The sequence below is a fragment of the Tardiphaga sp. 841_E9_N1_2 genome, from assembly GCF_051811065.1.
Lineage (GTDB): Bacteria > Pseudomonadota > Alphaproteobacteria > Rhizobiales > Xanthobacteraceae > Tardiphaga > Tardiphaga robiniae.
On the sequence record NZ_JBPWQC010000001.1, the window covers coordinates 2,037,014 to 2,054,890 of the forward strand.

At 61.5% G+C, this 17,877-nt stretch carries 17 protein-coding genes; 4 read left to right on the forward strand and 13 right to left on the reverse strand.

Annotated features, from left to right (window positions below; translation table 11 throughout):
* Positions 1-5 precede the first annotated feature (5 nt).
* Positions 6-1,415: an SIR2 family protein gene (locus tag AB8A50_RS09795; protein ID WP_439077545.1), complete on the forward strand. Its 1,410-nt coding sequence runs from the start codon at positions 6-8 to the stop codon at positions 1,413-1,415.
* A 9-nt stretch (positions 1,416-1,424) separates the two neighbouring features.
* On the opposite strand, the gene AB8A50_RS09800 is transcribed toward AB8A50_RS09795, so the two are convergent.
* Positions 1,425-2,957: an acyl-CoA carboxylase subunit beta gene (locus AB8A50_RS09800; RefSeq protein ID WP_089268193.1), complete on the reverse strand. Its 1,533-nt coding sequence runs from the start codon at positions 2,955-2,957 to the stop codon at positions 1,425-1,427.
* A 179-nt stretch (positions 2,958-3,136) separates the two neighbouring features.
* Between AB8A50_RS09800 and AB8A50_RS09805 the strand changes: the two genes are divergently transcribed.
* On the forward strand, positions 3,137-3,595 hold the full coding sequence (locus AB8A50_RS09805; RefSeq protein WP_175368431.1) for a DUF4260 domain-containing protein: 459 nt from the start codon (positions 3,137-3,139) through the stop codon (positions 3,593-3,595).
* A 9-nt stretch (positions 3,596-3,604) separates the two neighbouring features.
* Here AB8A50_RS09805 and AB8A50_RS09810 read toward each other — a convergent pair whose 3' ends face one another.
* The 12 genes from AB8A50_RS09810 to AB8A50_RS09865 all read right to left on the reverse strand — a co-directional run bounded on the left by AB8A50_RS09810 (position 3,605) and on the right by AB8A50_RS09865 (position 14,917).
* Positions 3,605-4,276 (reverse strand): carboxymuconolactone decarboxylase family protein, encoded by a 672-nt coding sequence (locus AB8A50_RS09810; protein WP_439077546.1) that lies wholly within the window; start codon positions 4,274-4,276, stop codon positions 3,605-3,607.
* A gap of 112 nt (positions 4,277-4,388) precedes the next feature.
* Positions 4,389-5,618: an HlyD family secretion protein gene (locus tag AB8A50_RS09815; protein WP_439077547.1), complete on the reverse strand. Its 1,230-nt coding sequence runs from the start codon at positions 5,616-5,618 to the stop codon at positions 4,389-4,391.
* A complete protein-coding gene (locus tag AB8A50_RS09820; protein WP_309945188.1) occupies positions 5,611-6,060 on the reverse strand; it encodes a hypothetical protein in 450 nt (149 codons plus the stop codon). Before AB8A50_RS09820 ends, AB8A50_RS09815 begins: the two co-directional genes overlap by 8 nt.
* Before the next feature lie 238 nt (positions 6,061-6,298).
* Positions 6,299-6,565, reverse strand: a complete 267-nt coding sequence (locus tag AB8A50_RS09825) for an EscU/YscU/HrcU family type III secretion system export apparatus switch protein (RefSeq protein WP_093761235.1) — start codon at positions 6,563-6,565, stop codon at positions 6,299-6,301.
* Positions 6,562-8,286 carry a flagellar hook-length control protein FliK gene (fliK, locus tag AB8A50_RS09830; protein ID WP_439077548.1) on the reverse strand — a complete coding sequence of 575 codons (1,725 nt, stop codon included), beginning with the start codon at positions 8,284-8,286 and terminating at the stop codon, positions 6,562-6,564. The genes AB8A50_RS09825 and fliK overlap by 4 nt, the downstream gene beginning before the upstream one ends.
* A gap of 57 nt (positions 8,287-8,343) precedes the next feature.
* Positions 8,344-9,135, reverse strand: a complete 792-nt coding sequence (locus tag AB8A50_RS09835; RefSeq protein WP_439058833.1) for an ATP12 family chaperone protein — start codon at positions 9,133-9,135, stop codon at positions 8,344-8,346.
* Between the two features lie 76 nt (positions 9,136-9,211).
* Positions 9,212-9,532, reverse strand: a complete 321-nt coding sequence (locus AB8A50_RS09840; RefSeq protein WP_439077549.1) for a hypothetical protein — start codon at positions 9,530-9,532, stop codon at positions 9,212-9,214.
* Between the two features lie 29 nt (positions 9,533-9,561).
* Positions 9,562-10,194 (reverse strand): 5,6-dimethylbenzimidazole synthase, encoded by a 633-nt coding sequence (bluB, locus tag AB8A50_RS09845; protein ID WP_439079952.1) that lies wholly within the window; start codon positions 10,192-10,194, stop codon positions 9,562-9,564.
* Between the two features lie 52 nt (positions 10,195-10,246).
* Complete coding sequence (locus AB8A50_RS09850) at positions 10,247-11,707, reverse strand: RluA family pseudouridine synthase (protein WP_093761230.1); 1,461 nt, start codon at positions 11,705-11,707, stop codon at positions 10,247-10,249.
* Positions 11,704-13,035, reverse strand: coding sequence for a replication-associated recombination protein A (locus AB8A50_RS09855; RefSeq protein WP_175368425.1), 1,332 nt, complete (start codon positions 13,033-13,035; stop codon positions 11,704-11,706). Before AB8A50_RS09855 ends, AB8A50_RS09850 begins: the two co-directional genes overlap by 4 nt.
* Positions 13,032-14,444, reverse strand: a complete 1,413-nt coding sequence (locus AB8A50_RS09860) for a DegQ family serine endoprotease (RefSeq protein ID WP_175368424.1) — start codon at positions 14,442-14,444, stop codon at positions 13,032-13,034. The genes AB8A50_RS09855 and AB8A50_RS09860 overlap by 4 nt, the downstream gene beginning before the upstream one ends.
* Positions 14,445-14,509: 65 nt before the next feature.
* Entirely contained in the window at positions 14,510-14,917 is a 408-nt protein-coding gene (locus AB8A50_RS09865) for a winged helix-turn-helix transcriptional regulator (protein ID WP_175368423.1), read from the reverse strand.
* A 119-nt stretch (positions 14,918-15,036) separates the two neighbouring features.
* Here AB8A50_RS09865 and AB8A50_RS09870 point away from each other — a divergent pair, with 119 nt between their 5' ends.
* Both AB8A50_RS09870 and AB8A50_RS09875 read left to right on the forward strand, forming a co-directional pair.
* Positions 15,037-16,050 carry a zinc-binding alcohol dehydrogenase family protein gene (locus AB8A50_RS09870; RefSeq protein WP_439064212.1) on the forward strand — a complete coding sequence of 338 codons (1,014 nt, stop codon included), beginning with the start codon at positions 15,037-15,039 and terminating at the stop codon, positions 16,048-16,050.
* Between the two features lie 365 nt (positions 16,051-16,415).
* Positions 16,416-17,861 (forward strand): porin, encoded by a 1,446-nt coding sequence (locus AB8A50_RS09875; protein WP_439077550.1) that lies wholly within the window; start codon positions 16,416-16,418, stop codon positions 17,859-17,861.
* Positions 17,862-17,877 lie beyond the last annotated feature (16 nt).

A 17,877-nucleotide genomic window follows, 5' to 3' on the forward strand; every position in this document is an offset into this window, starting at 1 on the left:
GCTTTATGAAGACGAACGCGCAGCCCAGAAAGAATGTAGCATTCTCGGCCGAGATAACTTCGCAGAACTGCCAGTGCGAGTTCTGCAAAAGAAACAAGAGCTTTGAGGCACCTTCCGAATTGATAGATCTGTTTATGGACGGAAACGTCGTCCTATTTGCAGGCGCGGGCATAAGCACCGAAGCAAAAGGCGTAATGCCGAACAGCTTCTATAACGAGATAAAGCACATAGTCGGAGTATCCGACGAAAACGCGACGTTTCCAGAGGTAATGCAGCAATTTTGCTCTTCGCCCTCAGGCAAAGTCGGATTGATACAAAGGATAAAGGATCATTTCGACTACGCCTATGCGCATTTATCAATCTATAAGGACGCCACGCGCTTCCATCGGGAGCTTGCAACCTTCTTTCCGATAGACACGATAGTAACTACCAATTGGGATTCATACTTCGAAGATATCTGCGCAGCAACGCCATTTATCGAGGATCGGGACATCGCCCTTTGGGAAGTAGCTGACCGCAAAGTTCTTAAGATTCACGGATCAATCTCAAACTTTGGCTCCATCGTCGCAACCACTACAGATTATGAAGCCTGTAATGAGAGGCTCAAGAAAGGACTATTGGGAGCGCACCTAAAATCGCTACTAGCAACGCGCTCGACCGTTTTTGTAGGGTACTCCTTAAAAGACGACGATTTCTTACAAGTATACGATTCCGTCAGAGAATCACTGAGCGACTTCCATCGACAGGCCTATTTCATATCACCTGACATTAGTGCAGATGACCGCTCGCGACTGACGGCGATGAACCTTTTCCTTATCGAGACAGACGGCACTTTCTTTCTATCTCAGTTAAAAGGGCACTCAACGAAGCACAGATGCATCGCCCCCGACGACATGTATGACGACGTCATCAAGCTGCTCGTTTCAGTTGAAGAGGCGCATTCGTGGCTTCACGACCATTACAACGCGCAAAAGTACCCACAGATACTTTTCTGCTCATGGTACCAAGATGGCTTGAAGCATGCGCTTGAACGAATATTGAGACTGAGAGCCACAGGCAGATACTCAGATCTCCATCAGATTTCACATTCATTCAGAGCGTATCACGGCTATGCCGAACGCTATCGAAAAATAAGACGCTTTGATGACGCCTCTTATTGCTACGGATATGCAAACGCATACCTTTACGCGGGCCTTACCGCTGAAGAGAGAGCCAGTATGGATGCTCCCCTATTCTTCTATTTCGACGCAGAACTACAAAATTCATCTCAATACCGGAAAGCCCTGAAGCATCTTCCCGACCTGCACAAGACAGCGTTCAAGTACGCCGAAGGCGTCGTTAAACGGCACCCCTATCTGTCCAGTCACGTCTTGCATCACAAGGACCAGCTTGACCTAAGCTTGGTCCAAAAATGATCTGCTAAACTACAACGGCATGTTGTCGTGCTTCTTCATCGGCACTTCCAGATGCTTGTCCTTCAGCATCGCCAGCGCGCGGGCGATGCGCTTGCGGGTGGAGTGCGGCATGATCACGTCGTCGATATAGCCGCGCTCGGCGGCGACGAAGGGCGACAGGAAGCGGTCTTCATATTCCTTGGTGCGCGCGGCGATCTTGTCGGCGTCGCCGATGTCCTGGCGGAAGATGATCTCCACCGCGCCCTTGGCGCCCATGACGGCGATCTGCGCCGTTGGCCACGCATAGTTCATGTCGGCGCCGATTTCCTTCGAGGCCATCACGTCGAACGCGCCGCCATAGGCCTTGCGGGTGATCACGGTCACCAATGGCACGGTGCACTGGCTGTAGGCGAACAGCAGCTTGGCGCCGTGCTTGATGAGGCCGCCATATTCCTGCGCGGTGCCCGGCAGGAAGCCCGGCACGTCGACGAAAGTGACGATCGGAATGTTGAAGGCGTCGCAGAAACGCACAAAGCGCGCGGCCTTGCGCGAGGCGTCACTGTCGAGCACGCCGGCCAGCACCATCGGCTGGTTGGCGACGAAGCCCACGGTCTTGCCGGCGATGCGGCCAAAACCTGTGACGATGTTCTTGGCGAAGGTCTCGGCGATCTCGAAGAAATCGCCCTCGTCCACGACCTTGAGGATCAGCTCCTTCATGTCGTAGGGCTTGTTCGGATTGTCGGGGATCAGCGTGTCGAGCGACAGGTCCTGGCGCTCGATGTCGTCGAAGCTCGGCCATTCCGGCACGCCTTCGGTGTTGTTGGCCGGCAGGAAGTCGATCAGCCGGCGCATCTGCAGCAGCGTCTCGACGTCGTTCTCGAAGGCGCCGTCGGCGATCGAAGATTTCGTGGCGTGCACGCTGGCGCCGCCGAGTTCTTCGGCGGTGACGACCTCGTTGGTCACGGTCTTCACAACGTCGGGACCGGTGACGAACATGTAGCTGGTGTTCTTCACCATGAAGATGAAGTCGGTCATGGCCGGCGAATAGACGTCGCCGCCGGCGCAGGGTCCCATGATGACGGAGATCTGCGGGATCACGCCGGAGGCCTGGACGTTGCGGCGGAACACGTAGGAGTAACCCGCGAGGGCCGCGACGCCTTCCTGGATGCGCGCGCCACCGGCGTCATAAAGCCCGATGATCGGCGCCCGCGCCTTCATCGCCATGTCCTGCAGCTTGGTGATCTTAAGCGCATGGGTCTCGGACAGCGAACCGCCGAACACGGTGAAATCCTTGGCGAAGACGAAGGTCTTGCGACCGTTGACGGTGCCCCAGCCGGTGACGACGCCGTCACCGGGAATCTTGGACTTTTCCATGCCAAATTCCACGGAGCGGTGTTCGACGAACATGTCGAATTCCTCGAAGGACCCCTTGTCGAGCAAAAGCTCGATGCGCTCGCGGGCGGTCAGCTTGCCCTTGCTGTGCTGCGACTCGATGCGCGTCTCGCCGCCGCCCAGTTTGGCGCCTGCACGACGCGCTTCGAGGGTGTCCAGGATGTCTTTCATGTGCTCCAGCCCGTCAATGTCACGTGTTATCGCCCGCGGCAGCCGCAGGGTTTGGGCGAGGTTCTAGCATGGGGTTTTCGGCGGTGGAAACGCCCATCAGGAAGGGTTGAATCCCCCAAAATCGCATGGCGCCGGCGGCGATCCTGCCTATATCCGGATCAGACAAGGGAGAGCGCCGGATGACCAATATCGTGATCAATGAAAATAGTGGCGCAGCCACGGGCGGCGTGCGTGACCTGCTGCGCTGGGAAGGCGTGGCGCTGTTTGTCGGAATGACGCTGTTCTACTGGATCTCGGGTGGGCCTTGGCAGATCTACGCCCTGTTTTTCTTCGTCCCGGACCTCAGCATGCTGGCCTATCTGGCCGGCCCGCGGATCGGCGCAGGGGTCTATAATCTGGTGCATGCGACCATCGCGCCGCTGCTGCTCGCGCTCGCCGGTATCGCCACCGCCGAGCCTATCGCCGGTTCAATCGCACTGGTCTGGTTCGCCCATATCGGCTTCGACCGCGCGCTTGGCTACGGCCTCAAATACGACGCCGGTTTCCGCTTCACCCATCTCGGCCGCATCGGCAAGGATGCGACCGCACCGGCCACGGCGGAAAACCCGACAACCGGCAATCCGATCAAGGCTGCCTGACGCGCGGCCTCACGGCTCGCCGGGCTTGAACGGCGCCTCCTTGCCGGGCGGTGTGCTCTCCTCGGCCATCGCCAGTAACATCGCCACCATCACGTAGTTGCCGGCCACGGCCGTGAGATCGACGATCTGCTGATCGTTGAAGATCTTCTTAGCGCGCGCATAGGTCGCATCAGAGACCTTGTGCGTGCTCGTCAGCTCTGTGACGAAGTCGTACACCGTCGCCTCGTCTTCAGCCATGTTGGCGGGCCGCTTGTTGGCCTTGAGATCGGCGATGATATCGGGCGACAGCCCCGCCTTCTGCGCGAGCGGCGCATGGGCGAACCATTCGACCTGCGATCGCCATTGCCGGCCGATGATGATGATCGCGAATTCGTTGAGCTTGACGGGAACGGACGTGTCCCAGCGCAGATAGGCGAACAGATCGAACAGCTTTTGTCCGAGCACCGGGCTGCGCATCATCGGATTATAGGGACCGGCGAGACCCACGCTCGAGACCTTCATCACCTGCTCGCCGAGCGGCTTCTGCCTGGCGTCGAGCTGATCCATGGTGAGCTGCGGAAAGCGCGGCTCCTTGCTGGTGGCAGGCTGGGCAAACATGGTGGCGGCAAACCAGCCGCTGGCCGCTGCAAGCGCGAGCGACGACAGTCCGATGGACGACATCCAGAGCGATGGGGACTTCATGATTTCCTCCGTGAGCTTTTTTCTTGTTCACGAAGGCTAGTTCAACGGGCATGACAGCGCCAGTTCCGGAGCGTCCCAGAACGATCGCCTCGCCCCGCAGACCGCGCGGAGCTCAGTGACCGCTCATCACCAGCGTCTTGACAGGAAGCAACAACGCCTGGATCCGCAGCAACATCGCGTGGACGACCCCAACGGCATCGACGGCATGAAGCGCCAGCCACTTGAAAGAACCGATCCCCTTCGCGGCGATGGCGTCATGATTGCTGGTATAGGCATTGACGATACAGCTACTGCCGGGCGTCACGCCGTCGAGACCGCTCTGATAGATTGGCTCCAGGAATGTGAGGATGGTGCCCGGCGCGCGGACTTGCTGCGCTTCCACCAACTGCTCGCCGCCGCGAAACTGGCCAGCCGCGATATAATTCTGGACGCCGGTCACCACCATCGGGATGACGGTCCACGGCTTCGAAATACAGGTCGCCTCGGCAACCATGCCCACTTTCATCACCTGCGCTTCAATCTGCCCGAATCCTGCCGAGAGCACGCGGCCCGCATTCTCGGGAATGAGAATGCCTGCCGATCGCATGACGGGATTGACGACATCGCCAACACGTAGCGTGAACTGCTCGACGCGCCCGTCCACGCCTGCGCGAATGAACGTCTTGTCGAGATCGACTTGCGCCTCCGCGAGTGCAGCCTGCGCGCTGGCCTTCTCCGCCGGCAGCAGCGCGGAGATACGCGTCATCGCGGATTGTCGCGCGGCCAAGGCCGCATCAAGCGCCCCCTGGCGGCCGGTCAGCAACACCTCGAGTTTTTCGATGTCGCGTTGCGGCACCATGCCGGGATTGCGCTTCTGCAACTCACGCTTGGTTTCGAGTTCGTCCGAGGTCTGCTGATAGGAACCTTTGGCCTCCTGCGCCTGCCCTTCGGCCTTCAGAATATCGGCCTGCGCCGCCAGCATGGCGGCATCGACCTCGGCAATCTTGCGCCGCGCGGTCTCCATCGACGCTTCCTGCTTGGCGTTATCGAGCCGGAAGATCACGTCGCCTTTCCTGACCGGCGCGCTGAACTGAACGTGCACCTCCGCCACCCGGCCATTGACCTCGGGCAGGATCGGCACGGTCCGATAGAACAAGGTCGCGCTTGTCGTCGACGGATGAAAATAGAAGATGACGGTGATCAGAGCGACGGTCAGCATGACGCAGGCCGTGATTCCCCATCTGAGTTCGAACCACACCGAATAGAACGTGATCTCCCGGCCCAGGCGCTTGCCTTGTGCGTAGCGGCGATAGAGATAGTCCGGAAAAACCGTCAGCAGCGAGCAGAGGAGAAGTTCAAGCATGACCGTGCCCTCCGGCTTCGCCGGGACGGCTCGATGTTTCTGCCGTGACAGGGAGCGACGGCACTTCACCGGTCGGCTCAACGGTGTCGCTGGTAGCATCGCCGTTGGCAATCTTCCGCACCGATCCTGCGATACTGCGCAATGGCGTGCTGAAATCCGGCAAATCGATCATCGCCAGCAACAGCCCGACTATCCAGAACAGATGGTTATGGGTGAACAATGCGATCAGGCCCAACACGGCCACGATTTCAAACTGCAGCTTCTGCGATTTGTGCGCCATGCGCTCCGGCATGCTGTGCAGGCGCAGATACAGATTGCCGACCATCATGATGGAGCCGATCAGAACGATTCCGACCACAACCATGAGCGTGTCAGTCTCGCCGGGAGCAGTAATGAAGCCAGGCAGATGATGCGGAGCGTTCGGATGCAGCGTCTCACTCACGTGATCCCCCATTCCAACAGCGTCAGGCGAGCACTAGCCTCTCCCGGGTTTCATAGTTGCACAAAGCTGGAACTTGGCAAGCATCAGCTTGTGCGCGATAGGAAATGCGCTGCAACAAATCTACGTTCATGCCGGGCGGACTGAGGGTTGATAGCTCGCGGATGCGAGATCACCTGCCTCGAAAGGTCAGCGCAGAACAGTTCAACGATCTGACATGTATCGCGGCCGAATGACGAGGCTAGTGTGCGCGGCCCGACAGCCTGAGCACGAAGACCAGCACTTCCGCGACAGCCTTGTAGAGCTCGGCTGGAATCTCATCACCGATTTCGACATTCGAGAGTGCGCCGGCGAGTACTTCATTTTCCTCGATGGGAATATCGTGGGCCTTGGCGACCTCGATGATCTTCTCACCGATCGCGCCCTTGCCTTTCGCGGTGACAACAGGCGCGCCGGTCTTGTCGTAATGCAGCGCGACGGCGAGCGATCTTTTGGGCTGCACGATCATAGCGCGCGATCCAGAAAATGCCCCGCCGATGCCGGCGCGGGCTGCATCGGTGCACCCTCGCGGACCACGATGTCGCCCGGCTGCAGATTGGCGCGGATCAGCGCCTGATTGAGCTGCGCCGTACCGGCCTGCAATTGCAGCGCTGTCGCCGGACGCTCGGCCCACATCCGCACCGACGTCTTGTCGCCGGTCAGCGAGACCAGCGCATGAACCGGGCCGGCGGGCTCGACATCGAGTGAAAAGCGCGCACGCCAGACTTGCTTGGCCGCTTCAGCCTCGCTGCCATTGCCGCCATCACGCGAAATCTCGAACTGCGCCATGGCGGTGCCGTTCGGTACAGCAAACGGAATTTCAAAACTCCAGCGCGGCGATGCCTGATCGAGCCGCGGCGCTGCAAGACCGTCCGCACGATCCGGCAAGGATGCCACCTGCAGCAGGGTCTGGCGCGCCAGCGCCGCATCGGTATCCGCGAGCAGATGATGCACGGTGGTGCCCAGCGGCGCATTTGCCGGGAGTGTCGGCAAAGCCATCGGCTGTGCCGTCGGCAACCCGCCGCGCAACGGCGGCGGCGGCAGGGTGTTGCGCGCGATGTTCGTTTCGACACCCGGCTGGCCCGCTGGCGCCTTCGTAGCGGGCAGCAGATCCATCATCATGCTGTCGTCGAACACCAGCGATGCTGCGCTTCCCATGCCCTTCGGAGCCGTCTGCAGCGCTTCCCGAAGCAGGTTGAGCGCTGCGCCATTGATAGCCAAGCGTGCAGCCGCTTCGGGAGCTTTTGCCACGGCCGGTGCGGTCTGAGCCACAACATCGAGCACGGGCTCGTCTGCGGCGAGAAGTCCAGCCTGCTGCAGCGGATCGTTCTTGATGCCCGTCTTGGGCAGCATGACCATTGTCGCTGCAGCGGCCTGCGCCTGCTGTGTCGTGATCTGCGCCGCTGCATTGGGGAGCGCGTTTGCCGGAGCCAATACTGGCTGCTCCGGTGTCGCTGCATTCGCCGTCGCTGGCGTTGTGCTCTGAGTCGGACTCGCTGTGGCGAGCGTCGTCGCCAACGCCTGGCGCAACACGATCAATGCCGCTTTCATGTCGGGCAGCCCGCCTTGCGGCAGCGATCCCTTGGCCAGCGATGACTCCAGAAACAGGCCGGAATTCTGGAACGCCGATTTGACTTCCTCGCCGGTGAGCTGGGCGCCGAGCGGCGGACGTTGCGCCAGTACCTGCGTAACCGCCTGCTGCAACTGCTGCGGCAGCCCCTTCAACGAAGTGGCGACACCGAGATTGGCAAACAGCGTCGCAAGGCTCGCCTGCTGCGTCACGGCACTTTGCGTGGCGGTGGAGACCGCCTGTGCTTCCAGCGATGTCAGCTGGATCTTGGAGGTCGCGATGGCATTGGCGAAATTGATTGGCAAATCCGGCGCGAGGGTCACGTTGCCGGAGGACACGCCGCCCGCCTGCCCTGCACCCGCAGTCTGCGGCGTCACGATGGCAAGCTGGACGTTGCCGTTGTCCGTCTTCGACACTGCGAATTGCAGCACCTGCCCGGCCTGCAACGGCACCTGCGATTGCACGTCGATCGTGCTGTGCCCGATGGCGATACGGACCTGATTGTCTGGCGAGACCGACAGCACGCGGCCGGCAATCACGCTGCCGGGCTGAAACGCGACTTCACTCGCCACGCCCTGCGCGGAGACAACCGGTAAGATCGAATTGACGGGAGTCGGCATGGTGAGCGGCACCGGACAATGGTGCAGCTACGCTAGTTAACGGTCGTTAACTTCCGATTAACCCGCTGACGGCGTGACCGCCTTCAGCACCAGCACGGCAGCCTTGAAATCCACCTGCCGCGCCGCACGCCGCGCAGCGACCTCCTCGTCGAGGCCCCACTTCTCGATATTCCAGTCCTCGTCGACAAAGGCGGCGGTCCAGACCTGATCGGCATTCAGATGGCCATGGAGCAGCGCCAGCGCGAGCAGCGCCGAGCCGGTGATCGTCGTCACCAGATGCAGCGCGGCGATCGCCCATGGATCGCTCGGCAGCGCCGCCCGGGCAGATGCGACGGCCTGTTCGGGCTGGCTGACATGCACGATGCCCTCAGCCAGGATGAAATGCGCGCCGAGATCATCGGCAGCCCAGAACAAGACAGGGTCCCATGCCGCAGCCTCGCGCGCGATAAGCGCCTCGGGATAGCCGGCGCGATAGAACAGCAGATCCGTGCTGAAGTATTTTGCGATATCGTCAGCCACTGCCTGGGTCTGCGCCTCATCGCGGATCGCATCGATCACGCTATTGGCAAGGCGCGTCACCGGCATGCTCGTGGGGTCGATGACATCCTGCTGCGCATCCCATTCCGCGACCATGACTTCGGCAATGGCTGATGTAGGAACGACCAGCGGATGGCGCGACGGCGTGCGTACGGTCTTGTCGTCGAGCATGATGGCAAAGCCATCCGGCGTCTCGCTCATCCCAACGGTCTTGTAGAAGCGCTTGCGCTGCGGACCACGCGTCGACCGTCGCACCGCCTCTTGCGGATCGAGCTGCGACTGGCCGTACACTTCGTCAAACAATTCACGCATCGATGGTCTCAATTCCTATTCGCCAGCCGTCAATTTACGCGACAGACGGGCGCCACGCGAGACCAAATCGCTCGTGTCAGCGATTGGCACAGGCCCGCGAATAGGTCGCACGATCATTCGGGCCGAGACCCGCAGCGGCCCCGTCCTGAAGGCAGTCGGTGATGCGATCACTGAAGGAGCGCCGCGCCTGCGGCACATTCTGTCGTGGCAGATCGCCGAGTTGCGGCACGACAGGTACTTCTATCCGCGGCGGTGGCGGTGCGGGCGGCAGTGGCGTGATCAAAGCCGGGTTGCCGGGCACTCCGATAACCTGCGTGACCGCAGGCGCAGCAGAGAGCGCCGCCGCAACGGCGACCAACAGAGCGAATGGGATGGAGCGATGTCTCATTCGTCTCATGTTGTCACGATCCCGCATCACATCAAGTGTCAGCGCCGGACAATGTGATCCGCTGCCGAATGACGGCGTTCCCATCCGGCGCGCTCGAGTTCCGGCCGATCGTCGTCGATCTCCGGATAACCGATGCAGAAATAGCCAATCAACCGCCAGTCACGAGGTATATCGAGTGTCGCGGCAATCGCAGCAGGATCGAGGATCGAGACCCAGCCCATGCCGATGCCTTCAGCGCGCGCGGCGAGCCACATGGTTGCGATCGCCGTCACCACCGAATAGTCCGCCATCTCCGGCATGGTGCGGCGGCCAAGGCCGTGGCCGACATCCGTCGCGTGGTCTGCAAATACCGCGAGGTGGCATGGCGCTTCGCGCAGACCGGCGAGCTTGAGCGTCGCATAGCTCTGCGCGAGTTCGCCGGTATAGGCGCTCAACGCCTCGGCATTGCAGGCGCTGAAATTCTCCAGCACCGCCTGACGACGTGACGCATCGTCGACGATGACAAAGCGCCATGGCTGGCTCAGGCCCACCGAAGGCGCGAGGCACGCGGTATCGAGCAGGCGATCGAGAAAGCCCGCAGGCAGTGGATCGGACTTGAAGCGCCTGATATCGCGGCGCCACACAAACAGATCATGCAGACGCGCGCGAAACGCGGCGTCGAAATCGGGCACGTCGGCGGTTGCCGACGTCGCGGACGGGATGTTGTCGGAGCCCGACAACGCCCTACTCTTCCGGTGCGTTCTCGATCGGATCGAACCGGTCGTGTTCGAGACCGAGCAAGTTCCACGATTGCAGCATATGCGGCGGCAGCGGCGCCGTGGCGTCGATCACGCCGCCACGCGGATGCGGGATCACGATGCGGCGCGCCAGCAGATGCAGGCGCTTCTGGATGCCGCCCGGCAACTGCCAGTTCTCGATATTGAAATATTTCGGGTCGCCGACAATGGCGTGGCCGATATGCGCCATATGCGCGCGCAACTGATGCGTACGCCCGGTCACCGGCTTCAGCGACACCCAGGCGAGTTTTTGCGCTGACGTCTCCACCACGGCGTAATAGGTCACCGCATGGCTTGCGCCCTCGTCGCCATGCTTGGCGACGCGCATGATGGTGTCTTCCTCGTTCTCTTCCTTCGCCAGGTAGGTCGAGATGCGGCCCTGCTTCGGCTTCGGCACGCCGGCAACCAGCGCCCAATAGATCTTTCGTGCTGAACGTTCGCGGAACGCACCGGTGAGCTTGGTCGCCGCAAACCGCGTCTTGGCAATCAGCAGGCAGCCCGACGTCTCCCGGTCGAGACGGTGCACCAGACGCGGCTTCTGCCCCTTGGCGTCGCGCATCACCTCCAGCATCATGTCGACGTGACGCGTCATGCCCGAGCCGCCCTGCACCGCGAGACCAGCCGGCTTGTTCAGCACCATGACGTCGGCGTCCTCGTAGATCGTCATCTCCTTGAGCGCCTGCAGAGTTTTGTTGGCAGCCTCGGAGAGTTCACCGACGACCTTCGGCGCATCGAGCTTCAGCGGCGGAATGCGGACGGTCTGTCCTTCTTCCAGCCGATCCTTGCTGTCGGCACGCTTACCGTTCACACGTAGTTCGCCTTTACGGACGATGCGCTGGATATGGGAGAATGACAGGCCGGGAAAATGCGCTTCGAGAAAGCGATCGACGCGCATGCCGTTCTCATCAGGCGTGACGATGACGTTCTGCACGGCGGTGGGCAGCGGCGCTGGCGCAACTTCCGGCTTCGCCGGTTCTTCGTCGAGATAAGGCACAGGTGGTCGCGGCTCACGCAGCGGCGCGTTGCCATAACGCGGCGCGGCCTTGCCGCCCGGACGCGAACCGGAAGGACGCGAGCTTGGTGGACGCTTGCCGGCCGGACGCTCGGAGCGCTGCGGCGCATCGAAGCGCTCGCTTCGCTCGGCACGCTGAGGGCGTTCGGATCGCTCGGCACGTTCCGGCCGCTCGGCCCACTCTGAGCGTTCACCGGCACGCGCACGCGGCGGACGCGCACTCATCGGGCGATCGCTGCTCACGCGGCCAGCCTTGCCAAATGACGGCCGCTCGCCCTTCGACGGGGCGGCTTTGGAGGTAGCGCCCTTCGGCGCGGCGCCCTTGCCACGCGGCGCCTTGCTGCGCTCACCACCGGGACCACGCTTGGCGAGAGGCTTCTTGTCGCGACGGCTCATGATTGTCTCTCGTTCCTCAGTCTGGTCCAGTAATCCAGCCGCTTGCGAATCTCGCGTTCGAACCCGCGCTCAGGCGGATCATAGAAGGTCTGACGCCCCAAGGCTTCCGGGAAATAGTCTTGGCCGGAGAAAGCTTCGGGCGCGTCGTGGTCGTATTGGTACCCGTCGCCATAGCCTTCGGACTTCATCAGCTTGGTCGGCGAGTTCAGGATGTGCTTCGGCGGCAGCAGCGAGCCGCCCTCTTTCGCGGTCCGCATCGCGGCCTTGTAGGCCATATAGGCAGCATTCGATTTCGGCGCGGTGGCGATGTAGATCACCGCCTGCGCGATGGCGAGTTCGCCTTCGGGATGGCCGAGGAAATCATAGGCATCCTTGGCGGCATTGCAGATCACCAGCGCCTGCGGATCGGCAAGACCGATGTCCTCCACGGCCATCCGCACCACGCGGCGCGCCAGGAACAGCGGATCCTCGCCGGCGTCTAACATCCGGCACAGGTAATACAGCGCCGCGTCGGGATCGCTGCCGCGCACCGACTTATGGAGCGCCGAGATCAGATTGTAGTGACCATCGGCCGACTTGTCGTAGATCGGCGCACGGCGTTGCAGGATGTCCTGCAACTGCGCGGCGTTGAACACTTCATTGGTCCGCGCGGCGCGCCAGACTTCTTCCACCAAAGTCAGCGCGGCGCGGCCATCGCCATCGGCCATGCGTACCAGCACCGCACGTGCCTCGGCGTCGAGCGGCAGCGCGCGGCCTTCGACCTTCTCCGCATGCGCGAACAGTTTCTCGATGGCGGCCGCATCCAGCGACTGGAACACCAGCACACGCGCGCGCGACAACAGAGCGGCGTTGAGCTCGAAGGATGGGTTCTCGGTAGTGGCACCGACGAGCACCACGGTGCCGTCCTCCATCACAGGCAAGAATGAATCCTGCTGTGCTTTGTTGAAGCGATGCACCTCGTCGACGAACAGCAGCGTACCCTTGCCCATCTCGCGGCGGGCACGCGCGGCTTCGAACACTTTCTTCAGATCGGCAACACCGGAGAACACCGCAGATATCTGCTCGAATTGAAGCTCCGTTGCGTCCGCAAGCAGCCGCGCGACGGTGGTCTTTCCGGTGCCTGGCGGTCCCCAGAACACCAACGAACCCAGCGTACGCGTTTCCAGCATGCGCGTCAGCGCACCATCAGGACCGAGGATGTGATCCTGCCCGACCACGTCGGACAGCACACGCGGCCGCAGCCGCTCCGGCAGCGGACGCGGCGCGTCCTGCTCCAGCCCGGCTGCGGCAAACAGGTTTGCGGACAGAGTGGGTTGTTTCGGGCTCATCCGCCGAGTGTAACGTTGATCTGCTGACCGCCGCGCACCACCACGATGCGCCACAGCCGCGCGCCGTCGCGCGTCACCTTGTCGAGATCGCTGGTCTTGCCGATCTTGGTGCCGTTGACCGCGATGATGAGATCGCCCTTCTGGAAGCCGACGCCAGCCGCAGTGGCCGAGTCGGTCAGCTCCGTAATGACGACGCCTTCGGTGCTGGAATCCAGCCGCAACTCGTCGGCAACAGCCGGCGAGATATTGGCGACCTTGGCGCCCTGGAATGGCGAACGCGCCGTCAGCGTGATCTCATCGCGGCCCGTGTCAGGCGCAGCCTCGAGCGCAACGGTCAACTTCACCGGCTTGCCACTGCGTTGCGCATCGAGCTGCGCAGTGCCGCCGAGCGGGCGCGTCGCGAAGCGATATTCGAACGCGTTCGGATCCTCGATGGTCTGGCCATCGATGGCGGTCACGAGATCGGAGACCTTGAGGCCTGCTTTCGCCGCCGGACTGTTCGCCGTGACATTGACGACCAGCGCGCCGGATGGCGTCTTAAGACCGAGCGTCTCGGCGATCTCGGGCGTGATGTTCTGCAGCCGCGCGCCGAGCCACGGACGCTTCACGGCCTTGCCGCCTGATTTGGCGGAGGCCACGACGACGCGCACCATATTCGCCGGGATCGCAAAGCCGATACCCTGCGAACCGCCGGAGCGCGAGAAAATCGCGGTGTTCACGCCGACCAGCTTGCCGGTCATATCGACCAGCGCGCCACCGGAATTGCCGGGATTGATCGCAGCATCGGTCTGGATGAAGAACTGATAGTCGGTGATGCCGACCTGCGTGCGCGCAAGTGCCGACACGATACCGTGGGTCACGGTCTGGCCAACGCCAAACGGATTGCCGATGGCGAGCACGACGTCACCAACCAGCAGATCGTCGGAGTTGGAGAAATCCAGCGTCGGGAATTTCTCCTTGCTGTCCTTGATGCGCAGCACCGCCAGATCGGTACGGCTGTCCTTCAATACGATCTCAGCCTCGAACTCGCGCTTGTCCGCCAGTGACACCTTCACCTGGTCGGCGCCTTCGATGACGTGGTTGTTCGTAACGACGAGGCCCGATGCGTCGACCATCACACCCGAACCGAGCGAACGCTGCATCTGCTCCGGCTGCATGCCCTGGCCGCCGAAGAAGCGGCGGAACACCGGATCGTCCAGCAACGGATTGCGATTCTGCACCGTCTTGGCCGCATAGACATTCACCACGGCCGGCTGCACCCGCTGCACGATCGGCGCGTAGGACAGCTTCATTTCCGTGGGCGAAGTCGGGACCCGGCGATCTTGTGCAAGAGCCGGCGCGAGTGCGGACGACAGGACAATAGCGCACAGAGCGGAAGCGGTCGCCGCGTTGCGGAAAAATGGGATCATCGGGGCCTCTTTGAGGAAATCGCGGCGAATATAGGCTGCTGAGCGGGGCAATAGAAGGGCGGGAACTAGCTTGCGTCCGCCGGCACATCCTTGTTCTCCGCCGGCGCTTTTTTGCGCGGCTGGGGCGATGCGGCAGCGACCGACTTCTGGCGCATCTTGTGCGCGTCACCCCACGCCTTGAGGGCATCGATGACCGGGCGCAATCCGAGCCCGGTTTCCGACAGTGCATATTCGACCCGCGGCGGGACCTCGGCATAGACCGTCCGAACGATCAGCCCATCCTCTTCGAGCGCGCGCAGCTGTTTGGTCAGCATGCGCTGGGTGATCCGCGGCATCAGCTTGCGCAGTTCGCCGAAACGCAGCCTGCCCTGCTGCAGATGGTACAGGATCACGCCCTTCCATTTGCCGTCGATCAGATCGAGCGTCACCTCGACCGGACAGCCCGGCCCATTGCCGAAATCACGCCGTTTCATCGCAAATACCCAATAGTATCCATTCGGTGACTATATCCCTGAAATGACAGTACTTGCAATTATTGTCGCCTCGGGACACCTCTTCGGGACATTCCCGCCAGGAGCATGGAGCGCACCCAATGAAGGCAGTCGGCTACACCAAATCCCTCCCGATCGACGCCGCTGACGCGCTGGTCGATTTCGAGGCTCCGAAGCCCGAACCGACCGGTCGCGACATCCGCGTATCGGTGAAGGCGATCTCGGCCAATCCCGTCGATTTCAAGGTGCGCAAGCGCGCGGCGCCGCCGACCGGCGAAACCAAGATCCTCGGCTATGACGCTGCCGGCGTCGTCGATGCTGTCGGCCCCGATGTGACGATGTTCAAGCCGGGCGACGAGGTGTTCTATGCCGGCTCGATCCAGCGCCAGGGCACCAATGCAGAGTTCCATCTGGTCGATGAGCGCATTGTCGGCCGCAAGCCCTCCTCGCTCTCCTTCGCACAGTCTGCGGCGTTGCCGCTTACCGCGATCACCGCCTGGGAACTGCTTTTCGATCGACTCGGCGTTGCACCCGGCAAGAGCCTCGATCCGCGCACGCTGCTGATCATGGGCGGTGCCGGCGGCGTCGGCTCGATCCTCATCCAGCTCGCACGCCGCCTCACCGGCCTCACGGTAGTGGCAACGGCATCGCGACCCGAGACGATCAAGTGGTGCCAGGATCTCGGCGCACATGCGGTGATCGATCACAGTAAGCCGCTGAAGGAGCAGATCGACGCATTGAAACTGCCGCCGGTCTCACTCGTCGCCAGCCTCACGGGGACGGAACAGCACTACAAGGCGCTTGCCGACCTGATCGCACCGCAGGGCAAGTTGGGGCTGATCGACGATCCCGTTGAGTTCAACATGTCCGCGTTCAAAGGCAAGGCCGTCTCGGTGCACTGGGAATCCATGTTCACGCGATCGTCATTCCAGACGCCCGACATGATCGCGCAGCATTACCTCCTCAACGACGTCGCGGACCTCATCGACAAGGGCGTGCTGCGCACGACGCTCGACAAGACCTTCGGCACCATCAACGCCGCGAATCTCAAGCGCGCGCATGCGCTGCTCGAATCCGGCAAGTCGCACGGCAAGATCGTGCTTGAAGGCTGGTGATCACGAAACTGCTACCTACAAAATTCCCGCCTGGAGACACCTACGATAACAGAGCGCATCCATGGATGCGCTCTTCTCGCATAATAGCTAATTAAGATAGCTAATTATCTAAATCGCTTGTGATCGAAAAGCGACACAGCGGTGTCGTTCACCACAATGCGATGCGGGTTTTACAGAACTGTCGCAAAGCTTGCCTAGGTTGCCCGCGAGCTCAACGGTAGCTCGCTTGTTAAATGAGAACGGCCCCTGGCGAGAGCCTCCGGACATTCTCTTTCGCAAGATCACAAACACAGATCCATACGCGTCCATCACCTGCGGAGCAATTCGCGGGGCGTGTCGGATTTTGTCTTCTACAGGGGTACTCCATGTCTTTCACGACACACAAAATCCTGGGCACGCTCGGCGTGATCGGCGCGCTGGCCGCAGGCCCGGCGCATGCGCAGTCATCGAATGATGAGATCGCCGTATTGAAAGCGCAGCTCCGCGCGCTGGAAAAGAAGCTCGATAACGTTCAGAAGCAGGCCAACACGACGCAAAAGCAGACGGAAACGGTCAAGCAGAACTTCGCGAATGCCAACGCTGCCATGCACAAGAAGGCTGTGCCCTTCATCAACGCGAACCTGACGATGCCCGGCAACCGTCCGACCTTCTGCACCGACGACGGTCTGAACTGCATCGCCATCACCGGCCGTCTGCACCTCGACACTGCCGCCTATTCGTTCTCGCCGAAGTCCGCCGGCACCAGCCCGCAGAGCGTGAATGACGGCATCAATGCCCGTCGCGCACGTCTCGGCCTGATCGGCACCTTCAACAAGGATTGGGAATACGGCGTGATTGTCGATGCCGGCGGTACCACCGATGGCGACGTCACGCTCAACAACGCCTATGTCGCCTATAAGGGCGTCAAAGGCCTGTTGATCCAAGGCGGTTACATCGACGTCCCCTATACGCTGGACGAAGCGACCAGCTCGAACAACATCATGTTCATGGAACGCGCAGCTTCGCAGGTTCTCGCGACCAGCCTCGCGGCAGGCGACAACCGCGCCGCGTTCGGTGGTCAGGTATTCGGCGATCAATACTGGGTCGGCGCCTACGTGACCGGTCCGACGACCGGCCTCAACGTCAATCACAGTCAGCCGCAGCCGCTCGGCGCAACTTTCCGTGCGGTCGGCCTGCCGATCAACAACGAAGTTGGCACCGTGCTGGTCGGCTTCGACGCGCTGTATCTCGCCCAGACCGGCGGTGTGACCAACAACACGCTCGGCATGTCGGATCGCATCGAAGTTCGCGTCGATCCGGCAACTAACGCATTGCTCAACACCGGCACCATGAACTTCGTGAACAATGCCCGTGTGCTGAGCGGTGAAGCCGCCGTCAAGTTCGGCAGCTTCATGGCATCGGGCGAATACTTCGACTACAACATCCAGCGCAGCAACGGTCTGTCCGACCTGAGCTTCAACGGCGGTTACGGCCAGGCCAGCTACGTCATCACCGGCGAACAGCACAAGTACAACACGTCGGCCGGTGCCTTCGGCGGCATCAACCCGGCTCGCCCGGTCAACTTCGCGACCGGCGATCTCGGTGCGTGGGAACTCGCGGTGCGCTACAGCTATGCCAGCCTGAATGACGGTGTCATTCGCGGCGGTGAGCTGAAGAACACCACGGTCGGCGTGAACTGGTATGTGAACCAGAACATGCGCTTCATGTTCAACTGGATCCACGGCACCGTCGACAAGTTCGCCGTCAACAGCAACGTGAACACCGGTGCTGACTACGACGTGTTCGCGATGCGCACCCAGGTAGCCTTCTAAGCGCAAAACGCTTCTG